This is a genomic window from Okeania hirsuta (genome assembly GCF_003838195.1).
Lineage (GTDB): Bacteria > Cyanobacteriota > Cyanobacteriia > Cyanobacteriales > Microcoleaceae > Okeania > Okeania hirsuta.
Genome location: NZ_RCBY01000082.1, coordinates 1 through 21100 on the forward strand (window position 1 = coordinate 1; position 21100 = coordinate 21100).

The 21100-nt window shown below is 36.2% G+C and carries 20 protein-coding genes; 16 read left to right on the top strand and 4 right to left on the bottom strand.

Annotated features, from left to right (window positions below; translation table 11 throughout):
• Positions 1-145: DUF1995 family protein (locus D5R40_RS15295; protein ID WP_124154851.1), on the bottom strand; the 145-nt coding region annotated here is incomplete at its 3' end.
• Between the two features lie 268 nt (positions 146-413).
• Here D5R40_RS15295 and D5R40_RS37045 point away from each other — a divergent pair.
• From D5R40_RS37045 to D5R40_RS39630, 6 genes are all read left to right on the top strand, one after another.
• Positions 414-1880, top strand: a complete 1467-nt coding sequence (locus tag D5R40_RS37045) for a hypothetical protein (RefSeq protein WP_192901024.1) — start codon at positions 414-416, stop codon at positions 1878-1880.
• Positions 1881-2391: 511 nt separating this feature from the next.
• Positions 2392-3297, top strand: a complete 906-nt coding sequence (locus D5R40_RS15305; protein ID WP_124154852.1) for an ATP-grasp domain-containing protein — start codon at positions 2392-2394, stop codon at positions 3295-3297.
• A gap of 169 nt (positions 3298-3466) precedes the next feature.
• Positions 3467-4030, top strand: a complete 564-nt coding sequence (locus D5R40_RS15310) for a Uma2 family endonuclease (RefSeq protein ID WP_124154853.1) — start codon at positions 3467-3469, stop codon at positions 4028-4030.
• Between the two features lie 150 nt (positions 4031-4180).
• On the top strand, positions 4181-4744 hold the full coding sequence (locus D5R40_RS15315) for a Uma2 family endonuclease (protein ID WP_124154854.1): 564 nt from the start codon (positions 4181-4183) through the stop codon (positions 4742-4744).
• Positions 4745-4958: 214 nt separating this feature from the next.
• A complete protein-coding gene (locus D5R40_RS15320) occupies positions 4959-7607 on the top strand; it encodes an AAA-like domain-containing protein (protein WP_240038738.1) in 2649 nt (882 codons plus the stop codon).
• Positions 7591-7827 (top strand): WD40 repeat domain-containing protein, encoded by a 237-nt coding sequence (locus D5R40_RS39630; protein WP_240038737.1) that lies wholly within the window; start codon positions 7591-7593, stop codon positions 7825-7827. Before D5R40_RS15320 ends, D5R40_RS39630 begins: the two co-directional genes overlap by 17 nt.
• 323 nt (positions 7828-8150) lie before the next feature.
• On the opposite strand, the gene asnS is transcribed toward D5R40_RS39630, so the two are convergent.
• On the bottom strand, positions 8151-9542 hold the full coding sequence (asnS, locus tag D5R40_RS15325; RefSeq protein ID WP_124154855.1) for an asparagine--tRNA ligase: 1392 nt from the start codon (positions 9540-9542) through the stop codon (positions 8151-8153).
• Between the two features lie 372 nt (positions 9543-9914).
• Here asnS and D5R40_RS15330 point away from each other — a divergent pair, with 372 nt between their 5' ends.
• The 9 genes from D5R40_RS15330 (at position 9915) to D5R40_RS15370 (ending at position 19658) form a co-directional block, all read left to right on the top strand.
• On the top strand, positions 9915-11318 hold the full coding sequence (locus tag D5R40_RS15330) for a type III PLP-dependent enzyme domain-containing protein (protein ID WP_124154856.1): 1404 nt from the start codon (positions 9915-9917) through the stop codon (positions 11316-11318).
• A 250-nt stretch (positions 11319-11568) separates the two neighbouring features.
• On the top strand, positions 11569-12138 hold the full coding sequence (locus D5R40_RS15335) for an HD domain-containing protein (RefSeq protein WP_124154857.1): 570 nt from the start codon (positions 11569-11571) through the stop codon (positions 12136-12138).
• Between the two features lie 43 nt (positions 12139-12181).
• Entirely contained in the window at positions 12182-13453 is a 1272-nt protein-coding gene (locus D5R40_RS15340; protein ID WP_124154858.1) for an ATP-grasp domain-containing protein, read from the top strand.
• A 115-nt stretch (positions 13454-13568) separates the two neighbouring features.
• Positions 13569-14657, top strand: a complete 1089-nt coding sequence (locus D5R40_RS15345) for a TauD/TfdA family dioxygenase (RefSeq protein ID WP_124154859.1) — start codon at positions 13569-13571, stop codon at positions 14655-14657.
• A 17-nt stretch (positions 14658-14674) separates the two neighbouring features.
• The gene (locus D5R40_RS15350; protein WP_124154860.1) at positions 14675-15616 is read left to right on the top strand and encodes a Rossmann-fold NAD(P)-binding domain-containing protein; all 942 of its coding nucleotides are present in this window, start codon (positions 14675-14677) and stop codon (positions 15614-15616) included.
• A 134-nt stretch (positions 15617-15750) separates the two neighbouring features.
• Positions 15751-16848, top strand: coding sequence for a phytanoyl-CoA dioxygenase family protein (locus D5R40_RS15355; RefSeq protein WP_124154861.1), 1098 nt, complete (start codon positions 15751-15753; stop codon positions 16846-16848).
• Entirely contained in the window at positions 16848-17537 is a 690-nt protein-coding gene (locus tag D5R40_RS15360; RefSeq protein WP_124154862.1) for an SDR family oxidoreductase, read from the top strand. The genes D5R40_RS15355 and D5R40_RS15360 overlap by 1 nt, the downstream gene beginning before the upstream one ends.
• A 145-nt stretch (positions 17538-17682) precedes the next feature.
• Positions 17683-18432, top strand: a complete 750-nt coding sequence (locus D5R40_RS15365; RefSeq protein ID WP_124154863.1) for a methyltransferase domain-containing protein — start codon at positions 17683-17685, stop codon at positions 18430-18432.
• Between the two features lie 284 nt (positions 18433-18716).
• A complete protein-coding gene (locus D5R40_RS15370) occupies positions 18717-19658 on the top strand; it encodes a DUF2785 domain-containing protein (RefSeq protein WP_124154864.1) in 942 nt (313 codons plus the stop codon).
• 2 nt (positions 19659-19660) lie between these two features.
• Here the strand turns inward: D5R40_RS15370 and D5R40_RS15375 are convergent, their stop codons facing one another.
• The gene (locus D5R40_RS15375) at positions 19661-20074 is read right to left on the bottom strand and encodes a sll0565 family protein (protein ID WP_240041597.1); all 414 of its coding nucleotides are present in this window, start codon (positions 20072-20074) and stop codon (positions 19661-19663) included.
• Between the two features lie 54 nt (positions 20075-20128).
• Between D5R40_RS15375 and D5R40_RS15380 the strand changes: the two genes are divergently transcribed.
• The gene (locus tag D5R40_RS15380) at positions 20129-20425 is read left to right on the top strand and encodes a DUF6439 family protein (RefSeq protein WP_124142785.1); all 297 of its coding nucleotides are present in this window, start codon (positions 20129-20131) and stop codon (positions 20423-20425) included.
• A 24-nt stretch (positions 20426-20449) separates the two neighbouring features.
• Here the strand turns inward: D5R40_RS15380 and D5R40_RS15385 are convergent, their stop codons facing one another.
• Positions 20450-20926 (bottom strand): ATP-binding protein, encoded by a 477-nt coding sequence (locus D5R40_RS15385; protein WP_124142784.1) that lies wholly within the window; start codon positions 20924-20926, stop codon positions 20450-20452.
• Positions 20927-21100 lie beyond the last annotated feature (174 nt).

Here is a 21100-nt window from a genome sequence, read left to right on the forward strand (position 1 = left end):
GTGCTGCTAGAGATTGAGCTTGAAGTTCAATTTCTGGAATAACTATTTCGATTTGGATTCTACTATAACCATCCTGGAGAGCTATCTTAGTAGCTTCTATAGCTTGAGCGAGTGCTTCATCTATGTCATTGGGTAGTTTATTCATCTATAAATAGCGATCGATATTTCTAAATTTCTCAACTATACTGTAACTGATAGAAGATTTTCAACAATCTTCAGTACTTTCCATAACATAATAAATAAAACAGGACTTACCCATGCAACTCCCTTGAAAACACCATTTGTAGGGGCGTTAACGTAGTTGTGCGTAGCAAATGGCATTGGGTAGCGCCAAGCTCAGAATTGCGCCCTCACTCGATTTAGTGTCCGCGCATAAGTCCCGATCATAAATAAAACTTGAACAAAAGGAAAATATGAGACATCCATTTGACAATGACCTAGAGACTCTTGAGTCTTTACAAAAAAGTCAAGTTGAACCTAAGCGTAATACTCCTAATGACCCTTCTCAACCTATAGCAACAACTCAAGCAATAGGAGAAGAAGGTGGTGCTACAACAGAAGCTTTTGATGATTCGGAGAATGGTGGCGAACTTATAGCAACAACCTTAGAATTAGGAGAAGAAGGCGGTACCAGTGAAGCTATAGGAACAACTCAAGCACTAGGAGAAGAAGGTGGTAATCTTTCTGTACCTACTACTCAAGCACTGGGAGAAGAAGGTGGTATTACTCCCATCGGAGTGCCACCGGGAGAAGTAACAACTCAAGCTATAGGAGGAGAAGAGGGAGGTTTTGTTACTCCTATTAATAATGAAATTCTGACTCAACCAGGTTCTGAAGAAGGTTTCGCAACCACTCAAGCAATAGGAGAAGAAGGTGGTATTACTCCCATCGGAGTGCCACCGAGAGAACTAACAACTGAAGCAGTAGGAGAAGAAGGCGGTTTTGCTACTCCTATTAAGAATGAAATTCTGACTCAACCAGGTTCTGAAGAAGGTTTCGCAACAACTCAAGCACTAGGAGAAGAAGGTGGTCTTACTCCCATAGGAGTGCTACCGGGAGAAGCAACAACTGAAGCAGTAGGAGAAGAAGGCGGTTTTGCTACTCCTATTAAGAATGAAATTCTGACTCAACCAGGTTCTGAAGAAGGTTTCGCAACAACTCAAGCAATAGGAGAAGAAGGTGGTGTAACTACTTTAGCAGTAGGAGAAGAAGGCGGTGTTACTACTTTGGCAATAGGAGAAGAAGGTGGTTTTGCGACTCCCATTAATAATGGAACTTTCACTCAAGTAGGTTCGGAAGAAGGTGGTGTAACTACTTTAGCTATAGGAGAGGAAGGTGGAGATTTTAATGAAGAGATTTATCGGCAATCTTATCCTGGTATTGATGTTGCTATCAATAGAGGAGAATTTAGTTCTGGTTTAGAACATTACATTCAGTTTGGACAATTTGAAATTGAACGCATTGGTTTTTTTACTGACAATGATAGTAATGATATTATTAATGCTTTCGGCAACAATACCAGAATTGTTGGTGTTAGTGTTATTGGATATGACCTCATCAACGACCGAGTTATACCTAGTGATTTGGGAACAGGAGAAATTGATATATTAGTTGGTAGTTCGGGAATAGAGGGAGTAGATCAATTTATACTTGGTTCTTCCCAAGGGTCGCCTTTTTATCTTGGTTTTGGTGATTCAGACTTTGCTTTTATTCAAAATTTTGATACTCCTTTAGATCAAATTAAGTTATCAGGAACTTTGAATGATTATAGTTTTGAAATCGTTAATGATTCAGTTAATATATCTACTCTATCAGGAGATTTGATTGCCATCATAGAAGGTGTTTCATCTCTAGATAATTTAAACCTTAATTTTATTTAGTTAATAAATGGGAAAGTAGACTTGTAAGCAGAAATATATTCAAACTCATAATATTAGAACTTATACCAGTTTTATTTGAGGTTGCATAGAATGATGAAATTCATTAAATCGATCTATTTTTATCTACGCTTACCTGCGGTCAATTATGCTTGAAGTCAATTATGCTTGAAAGATTATTCTATGCAGCTTCATTTCAATTTGGTATTACGCAATACTAAGGTATTTTCGTCCGAAGCGACTGATAGGGAAGCAATCTCAAATCCTAGTTTTTTGTACCTCATGGGTAAGTCCTGAATATCTACGCTTTTTTCTCCCAAGTCTTCCTTTTCTTTCTCATTCCCTTTCTTCCTTTAAAATACTTGACAGGAGATGTCCCTTTGACTAAAAAGATAAATTACGACTAAAAAATGGGAGCAAAGCAATTCATTCTGACTCCTGACTCCTGACTCCTGACTCCTAAGAAATAGCCTAACTATTTGTAGCAAACAGTTGTCAAATTGGTATAACTTTAATGAATATTTTAATCCTGGGCAATGAAGAAGATATTCATGCTGCCCATCTCAAAAAGTCTCTCACAGAAAAAGGAATAACAGTTGATTATTTAGATACTCGTTTATTTCCCACTAAGTTAAAAATCTCTTGGCAACCTATTACTCACACAGGATGTTTAATATTTCCAGATGGCAGAAAATGGAATTTAGCAGATATAAATAAAATTTTTTGGCGGACTTTTGCCGGGGTTAATGTTCCGAAATTAACTGATTTATATCAGGAGAGAATAGCAGTTAATGATTCGATGGGTTTATTACGTTCTTTTATGCGGTCTAAACCTGATAAATGGGTGAATAGTTGGGAAGCTTATGAATTTCATAAAGAAAAACCATTACAGTTAAGTTTAGCTAATAAAATAGGTGTGACTATTCCAGGGACTATTATTACTAATAACGCTGATGAAATTTTAGAATTTTCTCAAACATTTAAAGATGTAATTTTTAAACCTGTTTATGGAGGTTCTCATACTCAATTTTTAACGAAAGAACATCTAGAAATTAATCGGATGAAATTAGCATTAAGTATTTCTCCCGTAACTATCCAAGAATTTATTCCCGGTACAAATATTCGTAGTTATGTAATTGGGGAAAAAGTTTATTCTGCTGAAATTCGGAGTAGTTCCTTAGATTTTCGGGAAGATAAACGAACAAAAATAATTTATTTAGAAACACCAGAGGATATCAAAGAAAAATGTTTAGCTATTACTAAAGCATTCGGATTAAAATGGACTGGTATTGATTGGCGATTTAAACCTAATGGAGATTTTGTTTTCCTGGAGGCGAATTTTAGTCCGATGTTTCTTCATTTTGAAAGGGAAACAGGTTGTCCGATAACTGAGGATTTGATTCAATTATTAACAAGTTAACTAGCTATCAGCTATCAGCTATTAGCTTAAAAATTTGTGTATAGAATTAGGTATCTGTTTGGGGAGCACTCCAGACCGAAACGCTTTTTAAAGTTGGGCAAGAATATTTATAATAAATATAATTGTTATACATCAACAAATTCATACAATTATTTTCAAGGAGTTGGTAATGTCTGTACAATTATTGCGACGACTATTTACTGTAGACCAGTATTATAAAATGCTGGAAGCAGGAATATTAACTGAAAATGAACGAGTAGAACTAATCCGAGGAGAAATTGTCAAAATGTCCCCTATTGGTATTCATCACGCAGTTTGTGTGGACAGTCTTACCGAACTGTTCATTCTACGTTTAGCAAAAATTGTTACTGTGAGAGTTCAAAATCCTGTAAGATTGAACGATAATTCTGAACCAGAACCAGATATCGCTTTGCTGCAACGACGGCAAGGATTTCGTCGCACTCAACACCCTCAACCAGAAGATATATTTCTCCTTATAGAGGTGTCAGATACAACAGTTAAATATGACCAAGAAGTAAAAATTCCCTTATATGCTGAGAATAATATTGTTGAAGTTTGGTTGGTGAATCTTCCTCAAAAATGTCTGGAAGTTTACCGACAACCTACTGCGAATGGTTATGAGATTGTGCAGACTTTTCAACGCGGTGAAACTGTGGCAATTCAAGCTTTGCCTAATGTAACTTTTACTGTTGATGAAATATTGGGAGATTAATACAAACTTTCAACATTAATTACCCAATATTATATAAATTTATTCTGTTCTGAGTATTAGTAAAAAAAGCTTTGAGCTATGACTAAAAAATAGCTGAATGCGGATAGCTGTTTGCTGAATGCTTAATACAATTTTCTCAAGGAGTCGATCATGTCTGTACAATTATTGCGACGACTATTTACTGTAGACCAGTATTATAAAATGCTGGAGGCAGGAGTATTTACTGAAAATGAACGAGTAGAACTAATCAGAGGAGAAATTATCACAATGTCCCCTATGGGTATTCGCCATGCAGGTTGTGTCAACCGTCTTAATGAACTGTTCTTTTTGCGTTTAGCACAGACTGTTACTGTGGGAATTCAAATTCCTGTAAGATTGAATAATAATTCTGAACCAGAACCAGATATCAGTTTGTTGCAACGACGACCAGATTTTTATGAGACTCAACAACCTCAACCAGAAAATGTATTTCTCCTTATAGAGGTGTCAGACACAACAATTAAATATGACCGAGAAGTAAAAGTTCCCTTATATGCTGAGAATAATATTGTTGAAGTTTGGTTGGTAAATCTGACTGAAAAATGTCTGGAAGTTTACCGACAACCTACTGCGAATGGTTATGAGATTGTGCAGACTTTTCAACGCGGTGAAACTGTGGCAATTCAAGCTTTGCCTAATGTAACTTTTACTGTTGATGAAATATTGGGAGATTAACACAAATTTTCAACTTCACCATCGCTCCAAACCCGATATGAATGTGTATTGAATGTCAAAATTTTAGTGATTTATTTAATTTTTTGGTTTAAGTTTTACTTATCATACTTTACTATCCATCTACATAGTAGCCTATATTTAGTGGGGAATATGTGATTGTAATTATTGGTTGAAAAAATTATTACTTTGGATAATCTTAGGGAATTATACCAATATGGAAATCTATAAAAAATCAATTTATCAAGTAGGAGGTAGTTTGCCTCCAGATGCTCCCACTTATGTAACTAGACTTGCCGATGAACAACTTTATCAAGGTTTAAAAGCAGGAGAATTTTGTTATGTATTGAACTGTCGTCAAATGGGTAAATCTAGTTTAAGAGTCAAAACTAGACAACGGTTGGAAGCAGAAGGAATTGCCTGTGCAACTATTGATATTACAGAAGTTGGTACTTGGGAAGTTACTGCCGACCAATGGTATGCTGGAGTCATTGATAGTATTGTCAGTAGTTTAAATTTAGATGATTTTTTTGATATTGATGAGTGGTGGTCGGTTACAAATAAACTCTCGAATGTGAAACGTTTTAGTAAGTTTATCAGAGATTTTTTGCTGCCTACTGTTAAGCAAAATATTGTAATTTTTATTGATGAAATTGATAGTACCCTGAGTCTACCTTTTAATATTGATGATTTTTTTGCCGTAATACGAGATTGTTATAACAAAAGAGCCGATAATTCAAATTATCAAAGATTAACTTTTGTGATGATTGGTGTGGCAACTCCGGCAGATTTAATTATGGATAAAAAACGCACTCCTTTTAATATTGGTATACCTATAGAATTAACTGGTTTCAAAATGTCGGAAGTAGCTACTTTGGGTAGAGGTTTGAGAGACAAAAGTAAAGATATTAATCGGTTATTAGAAGCTGTATTATTTTGGACGGGAGGGCAACCATTTTTAACTCAAAAATTGTGCAATTTAATCCAGAAAAAAGGAGATTTTATTGAAGAAAATAAAGAGGCAGAATGGGTAGAGAATTTAGTACAAAAACAAATTCTGGAAAATTGGCGAATAAATGACGACCCAGAACATTTAAAGACCATAAGCGATCGCCTTTTAGTTAATGAAAAACGAGCAAGTCGGTTATTAGGTTTGTATCAGCAAGTTTTGAATAGTGGGGAGGTAGTAGCAGATGATAGTTCCGAACAAATGGAACTGCGACTGACTGGTTTAGTAGTAAAATATGAAGGTAAATTGATAGTAGCTAACCGAATTTATCAGTCAGTATTTAATGTTACTTGGGTAGAGAAAGAATTAGCAGGTTTACGACCTTATTCAGAAGCGTTTGCTGCATGGTTAGCTTCTGGTTATCAGGATGAGTCACGACTTTTGCGGGGTCAAGCTTTACAGGAAGCTCTAGCATGGGCAGCAGCGAAGAGTTTGAGCGAGCAAGATTATCGGTTTTTAACGGCAAGTCAAGAACTAGATAAACTCGAAATGCAACGGACATTGGCAGCAGAAAGACAAGCAGCTCAAATATTAGCTGAGGCAAATCAGATATTAGAAGTATTACTCAAAAGTGCCTCCTCAAAAACACTATTTCTCGCTGGTCAAGAGTTTGAAGCATTACTAGAAGCATTGAGGGCAGCCAAAATTCTACAATCATTGTCCAAATCAATTAGAACAAAAGCTGATGCTGAAATGCTGGTGGTAACAGCACTGCATCAGGCAGTCTATGGAGTCAAAGAGCGTAATCGTTTGGAAGGACATAAAGATGGAGTAAGTAGTGTTTGTTTCAGCCCTAATGGTACTTTGATTGCTTCTGGTAGTAGGGATAATTCTCTGAAACTCTGGAGTCTTAGTGGTAAAGAATTAAAAACTTTTACTGGACATAACGATCGCATCCATAGCATCTGTTTCCATCCTGATGGTCAGATACTTGCATCTGCCGGTGCGGACACAACTATTAAACTCTGGAGTATTGACGGAACAGAATTACAAAGTTTTACAACAGAACATAGGAATCTGGTTAGTAGTGTTAGTTTCAGTCCGGATGGTCAAACTCTTGCTTCTGGAAGTTTTGATAAAACTATTAAACTTTGGAGTTTAGATGGTAGAGAGTTACAAACTTTGATTGGACACAAAAATCGGGTCTCTAGCATCAGTTTTAGTCCGGATGGTCAAACTCTTGCATCTGCCAGTGGTGACAAAACTATCAAACTCTGGAGTTTAGATGGTAGGGAACTGAAAACCTTTATTGGGCACACTTATCACGTTAATAGCGTCAGTTTTAGTCCAGATGGTCAAACGATTGCATCTGCCAGTGCTGACACAACTATCAAACTCTGGAATTTAGATGGCAAAGAATTACAAACTTTTAGAGGTAACAGAGATTGGGTAAATGCGGTTAGTTTTAGCCCTGATGGTCAGATACTTGCCTCTGCTAGTGCTGACAAAATCATTAAATTCTGGAATATTAAGGGCAAGGAAGTACAAACTTTCCGTGGTCACAGTAATAGAATTTATAGCGTCAGTTTTAGTCCAGATGGTCAGACTATTGCCTCTGCTTCTAGGGACAATACAATTAGACTCTGGAGAGTTAAAAGCACAGAACGAAATATTTTCAATGGTCATAGCAATGAGGTTAGTAATGTCAGTTTTAGCCCTGACGGTCAAACTATTGCTTCCGCTAGTTATGATAGCACTGTTAAACTTTGGAATATTGATGGCAGAGAACTGAAAACCCTTAATGGTCATACAGGTAGAGTTTATAGCATTAGTTTTAGCAAGACTCAGAAAGTTATTGCTTCTGCTAGTGAAGATGAAACTATTAAACTCTGGAGTCTAGATGGTTTGGAATCTTAATGGCAGGGAATTACATACTTTTCAAGGATATCGCCGTGGTCTCAATAGTATTTGTTTTAGTCCAGATGGTCAGATGATTGCTTCTGGCAGCACAGATGGCAAAGTAATTTTGTGGAATCTCAATCTAGAAAATCTTGTAAAACTTGGTTGTGAGTGGGTGGGAGATTATCTGAAAAATAATCCTAATGTTAGTCAGAGCGATCGCCGACTCTGCGATTAAATTCACAACCCTAAAACTCTAAATTCTCCACAACTTGTTTCTTATTCTCCTCACCTCCCATGAAGTTTATGGTTTGATCTTAAAGAGCGAAAAACTAAAAAAATAGGGCGTTGGTAAATTACAGGAGGTAGAAAAAAGTGCCAGGTTTTCGATGGCTAAAACTCAAAAAGTTGGTATTTTGAGTAGACAAGATTCGATAGGCTAATCCTTCCGACACTTCCCCTCCTGGCAGGGGTTAGTGGTTTGTCCCACACTCTGCTTTTTTCAACAAACCCTAATTATTTCCCAGCAACCCCCCTCTATTTTCCCAATAATTCCTAACTTTAAAAATCCACAGTTAAAGGCGCCCTGGGAAAAGGAATCACATCTCGAATATTCCCCATTCCTGTCATAAACTGCACCACTCTTTCAAATCCCAAACCAAACCCTGCATGAGGCACAGTACCATACCTACGCAAATCCAAATACCACCATAATTCCTCCTTATTCATCTCCTGTTCATCTATCCTTTTCTCCAAAATATCTAAACGTTCTTCCCTCTGAGAACCGCCAATAATTTCCCCTACTTTCGGCACCAAAACATCCATTGCCCTAACCGTCTTACCATCATCACTTAAACGCATATAAAAAGCCTTAATTTTTGCTGGATAATCAGTCACAATTACAGGTTTTTTAAACAATTCCTCACACAAATAACGCTCATGTTCCGACTGTAAATCTAAACCCCACTCTACCGGATATTCAAACTTTTTATCTGTCTTTTCCAACAAAGAAACAGCCTCAGTATAAGTAATCCTTTCAAAACTATTATTAATAATCGTATCTGCCGTTTCAAAAACTGTTTTATCAATCCGTTTATTGAAAAATTCCATATCCTCCGGGCAACTTTCTAAAACAGACTTAAAAATATGTTTCAGAAATTCCTCAGCCAAATCCATATCTCCTACTAAATCGCAAAAAGCCATCTCCGGTTCAATCATCCAAAACTCAGCTAAATGTCGAGAAGTATTAGAATTTTCTGCTCGAAAAGTCGGACCAAATGTATAAACATTACTAAAAGCAGTTGCCATAATTTCCGCTTCTAACTGACCGCTAACTGTTAGAAAAGCAGGCTTTCCAAAAAAGTCTTGACTAAAATCAATATCTTGTTTTTCTGTGAGAGGAACTTTCTTTAAATCTAAATTAGTAACTGTAAACATTTCCCCTGCACCTTCACAGTCACTAGCAGTAATAATAGGAGTATGAACCCACAAAAAACCTCGTTCTTGAAAGAATTGATGCACAGCATTAGCACAAGCATTTCTTACCCGAAAAACTGCTCCATAAGTATTAGTTCGTCCTCGCAAATGTGCAATAGTACGAAGAAACTCAAAAGAATGACGTTTTTTCTGCAAAGGATAAGTTTCAGGGTCAGCATCCCCATAAGCGATCGCCTTTTCTGCCTTAAGTTCAATTCTTTGTCCCTTTGCTGGTGACTCTACCAAAATACCAGTTACTTCTATGGATGCACCTGTATTCATTTGCTGCAAACTTTCTTGATAATTTGGTATATCGGGATTTAATACCACTTGTAGGTTAGCTAAACATGAACCGTCATTAACCTCCACAAAAGCAAATTCTTTCAACTCTCGCTTAGTGCGTACCCACCCTTGAATTGTTACTTGAGCATCAGGTTTACCGCTTCTTAATATTTCTACAATTCGTTGCTTTGTCATCTATTTAATCCTGTCTATGAGATTTACTATTTTGATTAATTTTTGGTATTTTCTAGTATTAGAGAGTCTAGCACAAATTTTTATGGGTAAATCCTGTCTTTTGATGCACTACTGTTCTGATAAGATATGACATTGCTGCTATTGACATATTCCTTAGTTTGAGTTAGTAGAATTTTGTCTAGACCGGAATTAGTGGCTTTCTTTTCTCTTCAAAAAATCTTTAACTATTAGACATTTCCAACAATAAAAAATAAAATCAATTATTGTACAAAAATTGTTAATTATTTTCCCCTATTCTCTATTCTCTCTTTAATATGATATATACTGACTACTAAAAATCATTCAGTAACCAGAAAATCCCAGTATAATTCTATGAAAAATCCTAATTTGAATGGAGATAAAGTACGTCCAATTCTCTTATCTCAGCAAGAAATAAAAATAGCGTCAGAACAATACAAGACTCCCTTATATCTCTACAATCTCAATAAAATTGGCCGTCAATATGCCAAACTACGAGATTACCTACCGTCAAATTTTAATATTCTCTATACTCTCAAGGCAAATAGCAATTTAACTATCTGCCACAAATTGGCTCAATTAGGATGTGGAGCAGATATCAGTTCAACGGGAGAATTGCAAGCAGCACTCAAAACAGGATTTTCAGCTCCACAAATTGTATTTACAGGGCCAGGAAAAACTAATTCTGAACTAGCAACAGCAATAGAAACAGGGATTGGCATTATTGTACTAGAATCAGCAAACGAAGCTCGTCGTTTAGATGATCTGGGCAGAAAGTATGGTAGAAAGCAAGATGTCTTAATTCGGATTAACCCCTTATACAGAACAAATCAAAGTTGCGAAATTAGGGAAAAAGCAAGTAGTTGTGGGACTAATGATACTAATAGTGTCCAACCTAGTCTAAAAAGTCAAACGATCGCCAGCACCTCTAGCAAATTTGGTGTAGATGAAGATAGAGCTATAGAAGAAATTGCAGCCATAGACTCTTTAGAAAATCTTAACTTAAAAGGTATTCATATTTTTACCGAAAGTAATGTCCTGGACTACAATCAATTACTAGCTTCTTGGACAAATACCATTAGTATTGCGAACAGAATTAATGACCTAGGTTATCATATCTCCCTGTTAGATTTTGGTGGTGGAATTGGTATACCTTATAATAGTGTCGATCCTGAATTTGATATGGAGTCCTTTGGTAAGGAGTTGCAAGGAATTTTTGAGAATAATCCTTATCCCTATCATTGTATTGTAGAGATTGGGCGTTATATGGTAGGAGAAGCTGGATGTTATATGACAGAGGTAGTGGACATCAAAGAATCTCTAGGGCAAAAATTTATCATTTTGGATGGGGGTGTTCACCAAATTTTAAGACTGTCGATGAAACCAGCAAGCAAATATATGGAAGTGCTGGGAAGAAATGGGAACTATACCCAAAAAGTAACCCTGGGAGGAAAACTGCCAACACCCTTAGATATTATGGTTGAAGATGTTATGGTTCCAGAAGATATAGAAATAGGCGATCGCCTGGTAATCTATAATTGTGGAGCTTATGGGTTTAATCATAGTTTGACTAACTTTGCCCTACACAATTATCCAGCAGAAGTAGCTTATAGTGATGGAGAAATGGAACTCATTCGCGAACCGGGAAACATAGAAGATTTTTTCTTGAATCAAAAATTACCCTTTGCGAAAAATTTAGAAAAAGAATTAAAAAAGCACTCAGCACTCAGCACTCAGCACTCAGCAGTAAACGTTTAGAGGGGGATTTAAACTCTTACAAAATCTTCTGGTTTATAGCAACTTGGGATTGGGCGAATGGCCATTCGCCCCTACTGTTAACATAGTTACAACCCAGGAAGCTAGCTGTTTGCGGAGCATTTCAGAAGGGAAATACTAAAAGCTAATAGCTAGTTAATAACTTCTATTAGACATCTCTAAAAATCAAAATTCCCTATTTTCTTTAAACATAAATTATCAGTTATTTTCCCCTATTTCCTATTTTTTGAAGATGAGACAAGTTAAGTTTACGGCAATGGAAAATGGTAATCAACAAGATTACGATTTATTATGCGAAAGCTTTGAAGAATATACCTCAGACTTACCAAAACGGATTTTAGATAGCCTCATAGAATTGAAAACAGCTTATGAAGGTTATCAAATTTCCCGTTATGAACATTCTTTGCAAACAGCTACTAGAGCGTATCGCAATCAAGAAAACGAAGAAACCATTGTTGCAGCATTAGTTCACGATATAGGTGGAACTTTAGCACCTTATAATCATGCTGCCTTAGCTGCTACAATTCTTCAACCTTATGTGTCTGAAAAGACTCATTGGATAGTACAACATCACGATATATTTGTTAAATATTATTGGGGACATTATCGAGGTTTAGACCGTTATGCTAGGGAAAAATATCGGGAACATCCCTATTATCAAGCTACTGTAGATTTTTGTCATAACTACGACCAAAATAGTTTTGACCCCAATTATGATACACTTCCTTTAGAGTTTTTTGAACCAATAGTTTACAAAATATTTGCTCAACCTTCTCATAATAGTCCTTACCTTAAAGAGTAGAAAAAAAGAGCAGCTTTTAACTAATGAAACTGATGAAAATCTTATGAAACCTATTCCTATTTTAGTAATATGTCCTAGAAAAATAGATTACTTGAACTGTCAGACTATACCCGAAGCAGAAAAGTATCAATTTCATTTTCTGGATGCACCCTTAGAATTAAGTGGTTTGAGTCAGGATTTTGATATGCTCAAATACTTGGAAGAGTGTCGTCAATATGTTAAGCAAAATGAGATTCAAGTAGTATTATCAACTCGCGATATTCCTAGTTTATTACAAGCACAATTGAGTCAAGAATTTGCACATTTACGAGGTCCTAGTATCGAATCATCTTTTTTATGTTTACATAAATATTACACACATCAAAAGATTGATTTTCCATCTAGTCAATATGCAATTTGTTTGTTAGAAGAAAAAAAGAATTTATCTGAATATGTTCAGAAAATAGATATTCCTTTTCCTTGGATGATGAAACCTTGTACGGGTGCTTGCTCGTCATCTATTTTGAAGGTTGATAATACTCAAAAAGCTAACAATGGGATTGCATTTTACAAAGAATTTGTACTGAATAAGTTTAATTATTTATCACCTTTTTTAGAAGCTTATTTAGATTCAGAACGATATTCACTGATTAATAGTAATCCGATCTTAGTTGAAGAATATATTGACTTCCCATATAAATGTTGTGTGGATGGTTGTGTTAGCAATGGAGAAATATTAATCTGGGGAATTTCTGATAGTCATTACTATTCCACTAAGCCAGAATGTTTTGCTGATTATACATTTCCCTCAACTTTACCTCGATCTATTCAAGAAAAACTCAATAAAGGGTATAAAAAAATAGTCGAAATATTAATAGAGTATGGGTTTGATAATCAATTTGTTGATGTAGAATTTTTTGTTGGCAATACAGGAGAGATTAAAGTTATGGAAATTAATGGGCGGATGATACCTATCTCTGCTTCTCTATATCGTCAATGCTTAAATCAAGGCGATTCTTATACTGCTCTAATTTCAATTGGCATGGGTTCTACACCTAAAGCTCCTACTCTCAATGGATTAGTTGGAGGCATATTTTATCTGACTACTTTTGCCAAAGATATTGCTAAAAATTTATTTGATTTTGAATTAGCTAGTCAATTTTCTAATCTGGAAATTAGAGCAAGTCCTGAACAAGAAATAACTGAAATTAGTGCTAGTGGTTTGACTTTAGCAACAGTAAATTTAGTAGGAAATAGTTATGCAGAAATACATCAACAAGCAAATAATATTAGACGACAACTTTTAAAACAGCCAGAATTTTCTCCTTGGAATTAATTAAGTGAACTTTAGTCAAGGAAAAATTAAATTTAATATTTCAAGTCTCCCTATTCTATTGAGGAACTGATAACTGAAATGACTGATAACTGATAACTGATAACTGATAACTGAAATGACTACAACTCAAACCAAATCTTTTATTACAATCAAAAATAAACGTTTTCACTATATCTGGTTGCGAGAAAACTGTCCAAGTTGTCGGTATGCTGCTCCTTATCAACAACTATACGATCCAAATATTAGCGATCGCCCAGAATACCCCCAACCTTTATCTATAGAATTAAATGAAGAAACCCTAACCATTGACTGGGATGAAACTCCCGCTCATCGCAGTGTATTTTCTGTGGAATGGTTGCTCAAAAATAGTTACGATCCTCAACCAGAAGTTGAGTCTGACAAATACATTTTATGGGATCGAGCCAAACTAAAATTAAAACCACCCCAAACTTATGACGCTCAGACTATTAATAACGATGCTTGGATGGAGCAATTATTTAGTCTGGGATTTGTCATTCTAGAAAACATCCCTCCAGAAAAATTAGAATCTTTTCTTTCATCTGTCGGTCCCATTTATAATGCTGATTACGGGACAATAATGCCTCTGGAAACCAAAGCCAAAACCAAAGAATCTGCACCTCCCAGTGATGGTTGCCCCTTGCCTCCTCATAACGATCTGAGTTATTGGGGAGGACATCGCCTTGCTCAGTTTCTTTACTGTGTAGAAAATCAAAACCCAGGAGGTGAATCTACCTTAGTAGATGCTTTTCGGGTAGCTCAAGACTTTCGCCAAGATTATCCACAATATTTTCAACTTTTGCTCGAAACTCCTGTACAATTTTGGTTAGTAGACAAAAATCATCACTATCGTTTTTGTAATACTGCTACTATTCTAGAATGCGACAGATATGGAAACTTGACTACAGTCCGTTTTAGCAAAAGAAACTGTAGACCTCATTTAGCTTTTGGGCAATTAGAAGATTTTTACCAAGCGTATCATACCTTTTTCCGCTATCTGAAAAAACCTGATTATAAATATCAGTTCCAGTTAAAATCCCATAACTGTCTACTACTCCAAAATTTTAGAGTCTTGCATGGGAGAACAGCTTTCGATCCAGCATTAGGAAATAGAAAGCTCAACTCAGGATATGTTGATTGGAATTTCTTTGTGGGAAGAAGAAATTTTCAATACCAAGAATTTTAATAATTGGAGAACATCAAATGAAAATTGCTTATATTAAACCCAGTTTCCTTAACGAAAAAAGAGTCGGTTTATTACCGCAACATTTATCTTACTGTAGTCCAGAAGACGAACGTAGATTTGAAGAAGGTTATGGGAAAAATTTAGATATTCCAGATGCAGTTTATGGAGAAAGTGCTGGTTATTCTCGCGAAAGTCTATTTGCTTGGGCAGATGTAATTTACTGCATTAAAGTTCCCCAACCCCAAGATTATCAATACTTTAGAGAAAATCAAACTCTTGTAGGTTGGATTCATCCCTTTGGTGCATCAGGAAAACATTTTAGAGAATACTGTGCCGAACCAAAAAATATCCGACTATTTGATATTACTAATCGCATATCTATTCGCGTTACTCAAGGAAAAACAGAAACTCTAAATATTCCCAGAGATATTACCCATAAAAATAGTATATTAGCAGGTTATGCCTCAATGATGCAAGCGATGATGTTGCGAGGAGGCATTACTCAGAATGATAAAGTAGCAGTATTTGGTTCAGGGAATGTGGCTTTTGGAGTCTTGAAGTATCTGGCAAGTCAAGGAATTGAGCCTTTATTACGCCGTCGGAGTAACATTGATTTAATGCAGCAAGAATTTAAAGATTATGATATTTTTATCAATACAGTAGAAATTGCTGAAGGAGATGCACCCATTGTTACTTTGAAAATGCTTGATTCTATGAAATCTACAGGTTGGATTATTGATGCAGCAGCGGATACTGGTAGAGCAATTCAAGGTACTCGTGCAACTAAGATAGAAAATCCGATCTATCAAGATGAGCATGGTCATACATTTTATGTGGTTGATAACTCCCCTTCTCTGCTATATAGAGAAAGTAGTGAAGCCATCAGCGTTGGTTATGCCAAACATTTTTGGTTTAAACCTATGAATTATTGGTATAGTGATTTCTGTATTGCTCCTTAAGTATGCTACCCTAAAGATTACTGCTGAAATTATAGAGGTTTAATTCAATGACAACTACTTTTCGATTCAATTCCTTTAATCTCGCTTTTTCTATTAAGTAGGCGTTTCTTTATAGCATTGCTAAGTTAAAGTTTTTGCATCGCTTTTTACCAGAAAAGCTGAAAGAAAAATTACCGAGCGGATGGAATGATACTATGTTTTGGACTGCCGCATTGTCAGGTGGGAAAAAAATCTATTTTGACTATTGTTGTGAGTTTAAAACACCCAAATCATACCAGCCTAAAGTTAAAGTGGCTCCAGAGTTTCAATTGAGTCCAGAAAATATTAAGTTTTTCTATGAAAATGGCTATCTTGGACCTTTTAAGCTAATGTCTGAAGATGAAGCAGAAAATTTACGGGAGTACCTGCTCAATTCAGTAGTTAATACAGTTCCTCCTCAAGTTGATCGTTCGAGTTATAAATTTGAAGAGACAGGTAATATTGCTGAGGATTTATTACCAGAAAGTAATTTACTGACAGAAGAGTACAAAGAATATTTTTCGGAACGATTCAAAACACTCAATAGGCATTTAGATAACTCGACATTATTGGCTCTATTTAAGCGTCCTGAAATTGTAGAGCGTTGTGCTCAACTATTAGGTCCCAATCTCCTTCTCTGGCGATCGCGCTTTTTTGAAATTTATCCTCATAGTTCAGGAACTCAATGGCATCAAAATAGCAATTGGCTTTATGAAAACATGAGAGACTCTGTCGTTAATCCTTCAGATTCCAGTGAACTTTTTCAACTTACCTGTTGGATTGCTTTAACTGATGCAAATAAAGAGAAAGGAAGCATGATGGTTATTCCCGGAACTCATCAAACAATATACCCTATTCAGCGAGGGTCTACTCTAACTGATGATAACAATTTACATTTGCATAGTTTTGGCTATGGAGACATCGACTACCCGATAGATAATACAGAAAAAAAATTAATTGAGATGAAAGCAGGAGAGTTTTTCCTGTTCACCGAACGAGTTATTCATGGTTCGTGCGAGAATACAACAGATAGTTCCCGGTGGGCTGTCAATTTTCGTCTTGTTAAAACAGATACTCGTATCTATACGGAAGAGATGCTAGAAAAAGGACATAAAGATACCTACCACAATGTCAAAAATCTTTGTCTTGATTATTGGAAAGCAGTTTTAGTTCGTGGTGAAGACCACTTTGGATATAATAGATTGCTGAAATAATGTCAAAATTAATTCTGATTACTGGTGTCAGTAGAGGTCTCGGTCGTGTGATGGCTGAGGCTTTTATTCAATTGGGTCATACTGTTATTGGTTGTTCTTTGAATAAGGAAGCGATCGCCACCTTACAACAAAAATTTGGCGAACCCCATCATTTTACGGATGTCAATATTGCTGATGAAATGCAAGTCAAAAATTGGAGTCAAGTAATCAGCTCAAAATACGATGCTCCAGACTTAATTATTAACAATGCTGGCATCGTACATGAACTTGCACCCTTTTGGGAAATAGAAGGGCAAACCTTTGACCGGGTAATTGATATAAATATTAAAGGAGTTGCGAATGTTTTACGGCATTTTCTACCACCAATGGTCGCTAAAAGTCAAGGGATAATTGTTAATTTTAGTGCAGGTTGGGGACGTTACACTACTGCTAACGCAGCTCCTTACTGTGCAAGCAAATGGGCGATCGAAGGATTGACCAAAGCATTAGCTCAAGAATTACCTCCTGGTATGGCAGCAGTTTCTCTGTGGCCGGGAACCATCCATACCGATACTTTAGAAACAGTTTATGGACGGGAAAAAGCAGCTAAATGTCTTCAACCTCAAGATTGGGTGCAAGTTGCCGTTCCTTTTCTGCTGCATATTGGAGCGACCGATAATGGCAAAGCTTTGGCAATTCCCACGGGTTAATGAAGTCATTTGAATAGTTATAATTTAAAGTTCGTAGAATTGCTCTAGCCCTATCTATAGTTTGGGCTAGAGCAATTCTACAAACAAAAACTTTTTTATCGCTGATTATCCGGACATAATATTACTCAATAAAATTTTTAACAAAATGTCAACTAACTTTCAAATTCGCTTACCTGATAACATCGAAAATTTACCAATTAATGAAGAATATTTTTTCATTACAGAAAACGGCCAAGAGCGTCGCTTAAAACTCCATGATTATGCAGAAGTTTATCGCATTCCTGGACTTTATAACTATTTAGCTTTAGAGAAACTCGCCTATCGTTCTCCCCAAGTCATGGCTACTTTATTAACCGAGAACTTAAAAAAAAGCGGTGAATTGGTGGAAGAGCTAAAACTATTAGAATTAGGGGCAGGCAGCGGATTATTTGGTCAAGCAGTTGCCGAACTGGGAGTAACATCTATTATTGGTATTGATATCGTTCCCGAAGCTGCTGAAGCTACTCGAAGAGATGCTCCGGGAGTATATGAAAATTACTTTGTGGAAGATTTGACTCAATTATCAAAATCAACTCGCGATATTCTGAATGAGAAAAAGTTAAATGGTTTTGTTTGTTGTTCTGCCTTGAGTGAAGGTCATATTCCTGTAAAAGCTTTTGCAACAGGAATGAACTTAATTAAAGATGGAGGTTGGGTGTTATTTAATGTAGCAAAAACCAGTTACGAATGTGAGGATAATTGTCCGGAGTTTGTTAATTTTTACCGTCAAGCAGTGGAAAAAGGTTACTTAAAAATACATGACACAAAACCTTATATCCATCGTCGTTTTTTTAATGGTAAATCTCTAGAATATGTGGCAATTTTAGCCAAAAAGCAAACAAATATTCCCATATAGCGTTTGTCGAATGGATGAGGTACTTATGCGATCCCCCTAAATCCCCCTTTTTAAGGGGTACTTTGAAGGTTCCTCCCTTTTCAAGGGGGGTTATATCATGTCCGGTTGAATAGTTATAATTAAAGTTCGTAGTATAGCTCTCAGCCCTAAGTATATATCGGGCTGAGAGCTATACTACAAACAAAAACTTTTTTATCACTGATTATCCGGACATGATATTAGGGGGGATCGAAAAGCTTTACCTCATAGATTCAATAATTTCCATAACTTAACACATAAAATCAATGGATGTAGAACTTTTAAAATTAATTTTTGAGAATAGATTTGCTGTTCCTGATAATTATAAAGTTGCAGAATTAACTCCTAAGCTAATAGAAAATTTAGGGGCGGTAAGATCGGATTTGCGCGATTACAGCTATATGACTTTGAGTGCATGGATTTGGGGATGGTATGACCGCACCTACTATAGTGGCGCAGAATTGCTGGAACTGGCCGAAAAAGCTAAAGGTAATATTAAAATTGGTCTTGGTGAAGCAGAAAGTGATGGAGTATTTTTGCGAAGTTATTCTATTTTACTTTTAAATGACTTAACCGACTTCCATCGCCACCATCCTTACCTAGAAGAACTAGAAATTCGCGATCGCATGGAACTCTACTTGACTTATCTAGAAAAAGAGCAAGATTTAAGGGGGTATGTTTCTCCAGAAAAAGGATGGTCTCACGGAATTGCTCATGTTGCTGATGCTTTAGGTATTCTCAGCTTAAATTCCTATCTCAACGACTCAGATTTGATGAGATTGTTGAGAGCGATCGCGACCAAACTTCGGCAACCAGTAGCATCAGTTTATCTTCATTCTGAAGAGGAGAGACTAGCTAAAGCTGCTATCAAAATTTGCCAACAGAATATCCTTAGTATTGAGCAAATAAATTCTTGGTTGGATATCTTGATTAAAACTGAGCGCCGTCCATCGGGTCCTTTAATTTGGGACAACTTTGAAAAGTATCCTTGGCGAAAAATCCTTACAAGTCCGACTGAACAACTATGTGCTTATCGAAATATCCAAAATTTTCTGCGCTCTCTCTATTTTCAGTGGGAGCGATCGGAAAATATTATTGATAGGCAAGAACCTGTTCGACAACTAATTTATCAAGGTATAGAATTTATAGAAACAGGTTTTGCCAATAGCGATCAAGGTTTCTTTCTCAATGCTCAAAAATATACATGACATTATCCAGCACAAGATTTTAAGACCCAACCGATCGCAATTCCTAAACCACCAAATCTCACCGCTTGCCAAAATGGTTCTTTTATGCTATTCCAACCAAACAAACTACTCTCTAAGTTTAATTCTATTGTTTCTAATTCTGTCTGTATCTGTTCTAACTCTTTTCTCAATTCTTTAGTTTTTTGACGACGTACTTCCGGTCGCACTTCTTCTAAGCGATGTTTTAATTCTGCTTTTCGCCTCTGATAATACTGAACTTGAGAATAACGTTCTTTCAGAGCAGCAAAGGAACGCTCTACCTCTGCTAGCGCTTGTGCAAAATCAGTCTCTGAAACTTCTGACTCCCCATCAACTGGTGCAGAATTTGAGCACCCATCATTTATTTTTTTCTCAGAATGTTCTGGAGGAGGATTCATGCTGGCATACTTAAGTATAGTAAGTTCTACCTGAAAACATTAATCTAGGAAAATATGCTTAACTCTAACTCAGCTTCTGCAACTGCAACTCACAAAAGAGATTTACAGGAGTATAGTACATTAGAACTAGCTCAAGCTTTAGCCCAAAGACTTGCTATACCAGAAAGAGACTGGCATCGACTTAAGTCTAATCGCCAAGTCCGTGCATTAGAGCTAACTGTAGCTGCCCTCGTTTTTCTAATTAAGGCGCAACCAACTGAAGCGATCGAACGTCTCAAACAAGCTACTAGCTGGTTAGATCGATCTATCTCAGCTCCCCCATGTCCAACTCATGGAGTTAAGAAGGATTAATAAGTTGAAGTTAACTTAAATTCTTCACATAACCAAGGGTAATCTGGAGTTATTTCTTACTCTTTTGCATAGCATTAACTCTGTACCCTTGGAGTTCCATTCAACATAATCAAAAACTTGGTAGATGATGTATATGCCTCGACCACATTCTTTTTCATCATCACAATAATCTTCTGGGGAATAGGTAGCAGTTTGCCTATGATGTTGCTTTGATTTACAAGGTGGTTTAAAACCCAGACCTTGATCTGAAATCACCCACCAATACTGGTCTTGTACAATTGAAAAACGGACGAAAACTTTCTTATTGGGGTCTAAATTATTGCCATGCTTTGCAGAATTTACCAACGCTTCTTGTAATCCTAGTCGTAGTTCTGGATGCCAATGTTTAGGAACATCTGCCAGTAAAAGATCAAGAATCGGACACAAATATAGGGTAGAAGCAAAGCTAATTGTCACCCAGTTTTGACTTATTAGACGTGGACGTGATGAGATAGCAATCACTGAAAAAACTCCCTAGCTTTTCTTAGTAAACCTTTGTCAATCTCCTCGTACAATTAAAAATTTTTTCTTTAATAAGCATCCCTGCTTTCATATTTTTATAGTATCAAAACTCTTAAGAAAAATAAAGTACCTAAGCAAAATTAGTGGAAATTCTTTATATATTTTCTACTTAAA

Bases quoted from the DNA above. Each gene is read 5' to 3' on its own strand.
- D5R40_RS15330 (WP_124154856.1), top strand. From the start codon at position 9,915: ATGAAAAATCCTAATTTGAATGGAGATAAAGTACGTCCAATTCTCTTA.
- D5R40_RS15370 (WP_124154864.1), top strand. From the start codon at position 18,717: ATGGATGTAGAACTTTTAAAATTAATTTTTGAGAATAGATTTGCTGTT.
- D5R40_RS15320 (WP_240038738.1), top strand. From the start codon at position 4,959: ATGGAAATCTATAAAAAATCAATTTATCAAGTAGGAGGTAGTTTGCCT.
- D5R40_RS15360 (WP_124154862.1), top strand. From the start codon at position 16,848: ATGTCAAAATTAATTCTGATTACTGGTGTCAGTAGAGGTCTCGGTCGT.
- asnS (WP_124154855.1), bottom strand. From the start codon at position 9,542: ATGACAAAGCAACGAATTGTAGAAATATTAAGAAGCGGTAAACCTGAT.
- D5R40_RS15335 (WP_124154857.1), top strand. From the start codon at position 11,569: ATGAGACAAGTTAAGTTTACGGCAATGGAAAATGGTAATCAACAAGAT.
- D5R40_RS15310 (WP_124154853.1), top strand. From the start codon at position 3,467: ATGTCTGTACAATTATTGCGACGACTATTTACTGTAGACCAGTATTAT.
- D5R40_RS15375 (WP_240041597.1), bottom strand. From the start codon at position 20,074: ATGAATCCTCCTCCAGAACATTCTGAGAAAAAAATAAATGATGGGTGC.
- D5R40_RS15340 (WP_124154858.1), top strand. From the start codon at position 12,182: ATGAAACCTATTCCTATTTTAGTAATATGTCCTAGAAAAATAGATTAC.
- D5R40_RS37045 (WP_192901024.1), top strand. From the start codon at position 414: ATGAGACATCCATTTGACAATGACCTAGAGACTCTTGAGTCTTTACAA.
- D5R40_RS15345 (WP_124154859.1), top strand. From the start codon at position 13,569: ATGACTACAACTCAAACCAAATCTTTTATTACAATCAAAAATAAACGT.
- D5R40_RS39630 (WP_240038737.1), top strand. From the start codon at position 7,591: ATGGTTTGGAATCTTAATGGCAGGGAATTACATACTTTTCAAGGATAT.
- D5R40_RS15350 (WP_124154860.1), top strand. From the start codon at position 14,675: ATGAAAATTGCTTATATTAAACCCAGTTTCCTTAACGAAAAAAGAGTC.
- D5R40_RS15380 (WP_124142785.1), top strand. From the start codon at position 20,129: ATGCTTAACTCTAACTCAGCTTCTGCAACTGCAACTCACAAAAGAGAT.
- D5R40_RS15365 (WP_124154863.1), top strand. From the start codon at position 17,683: ATGTCAACTAACTTTCAAATTCGCTTACCTGATAACATCGAAAATTTA.
- D5R40_RS15305 (WP_124154852.1), top strand. From the start codon at position 2,392: ATGAATATTTTAATCCTGGGCAATGAAGAAGATATTCATGCTGCCCAT.
- D5R40_RS15315 (WP_124154854.1), top strand. From the start codon at position 4,181: ATGTCTGTACAATTATTGCGACGACTATTTACTGTAGACCAGTATTAT.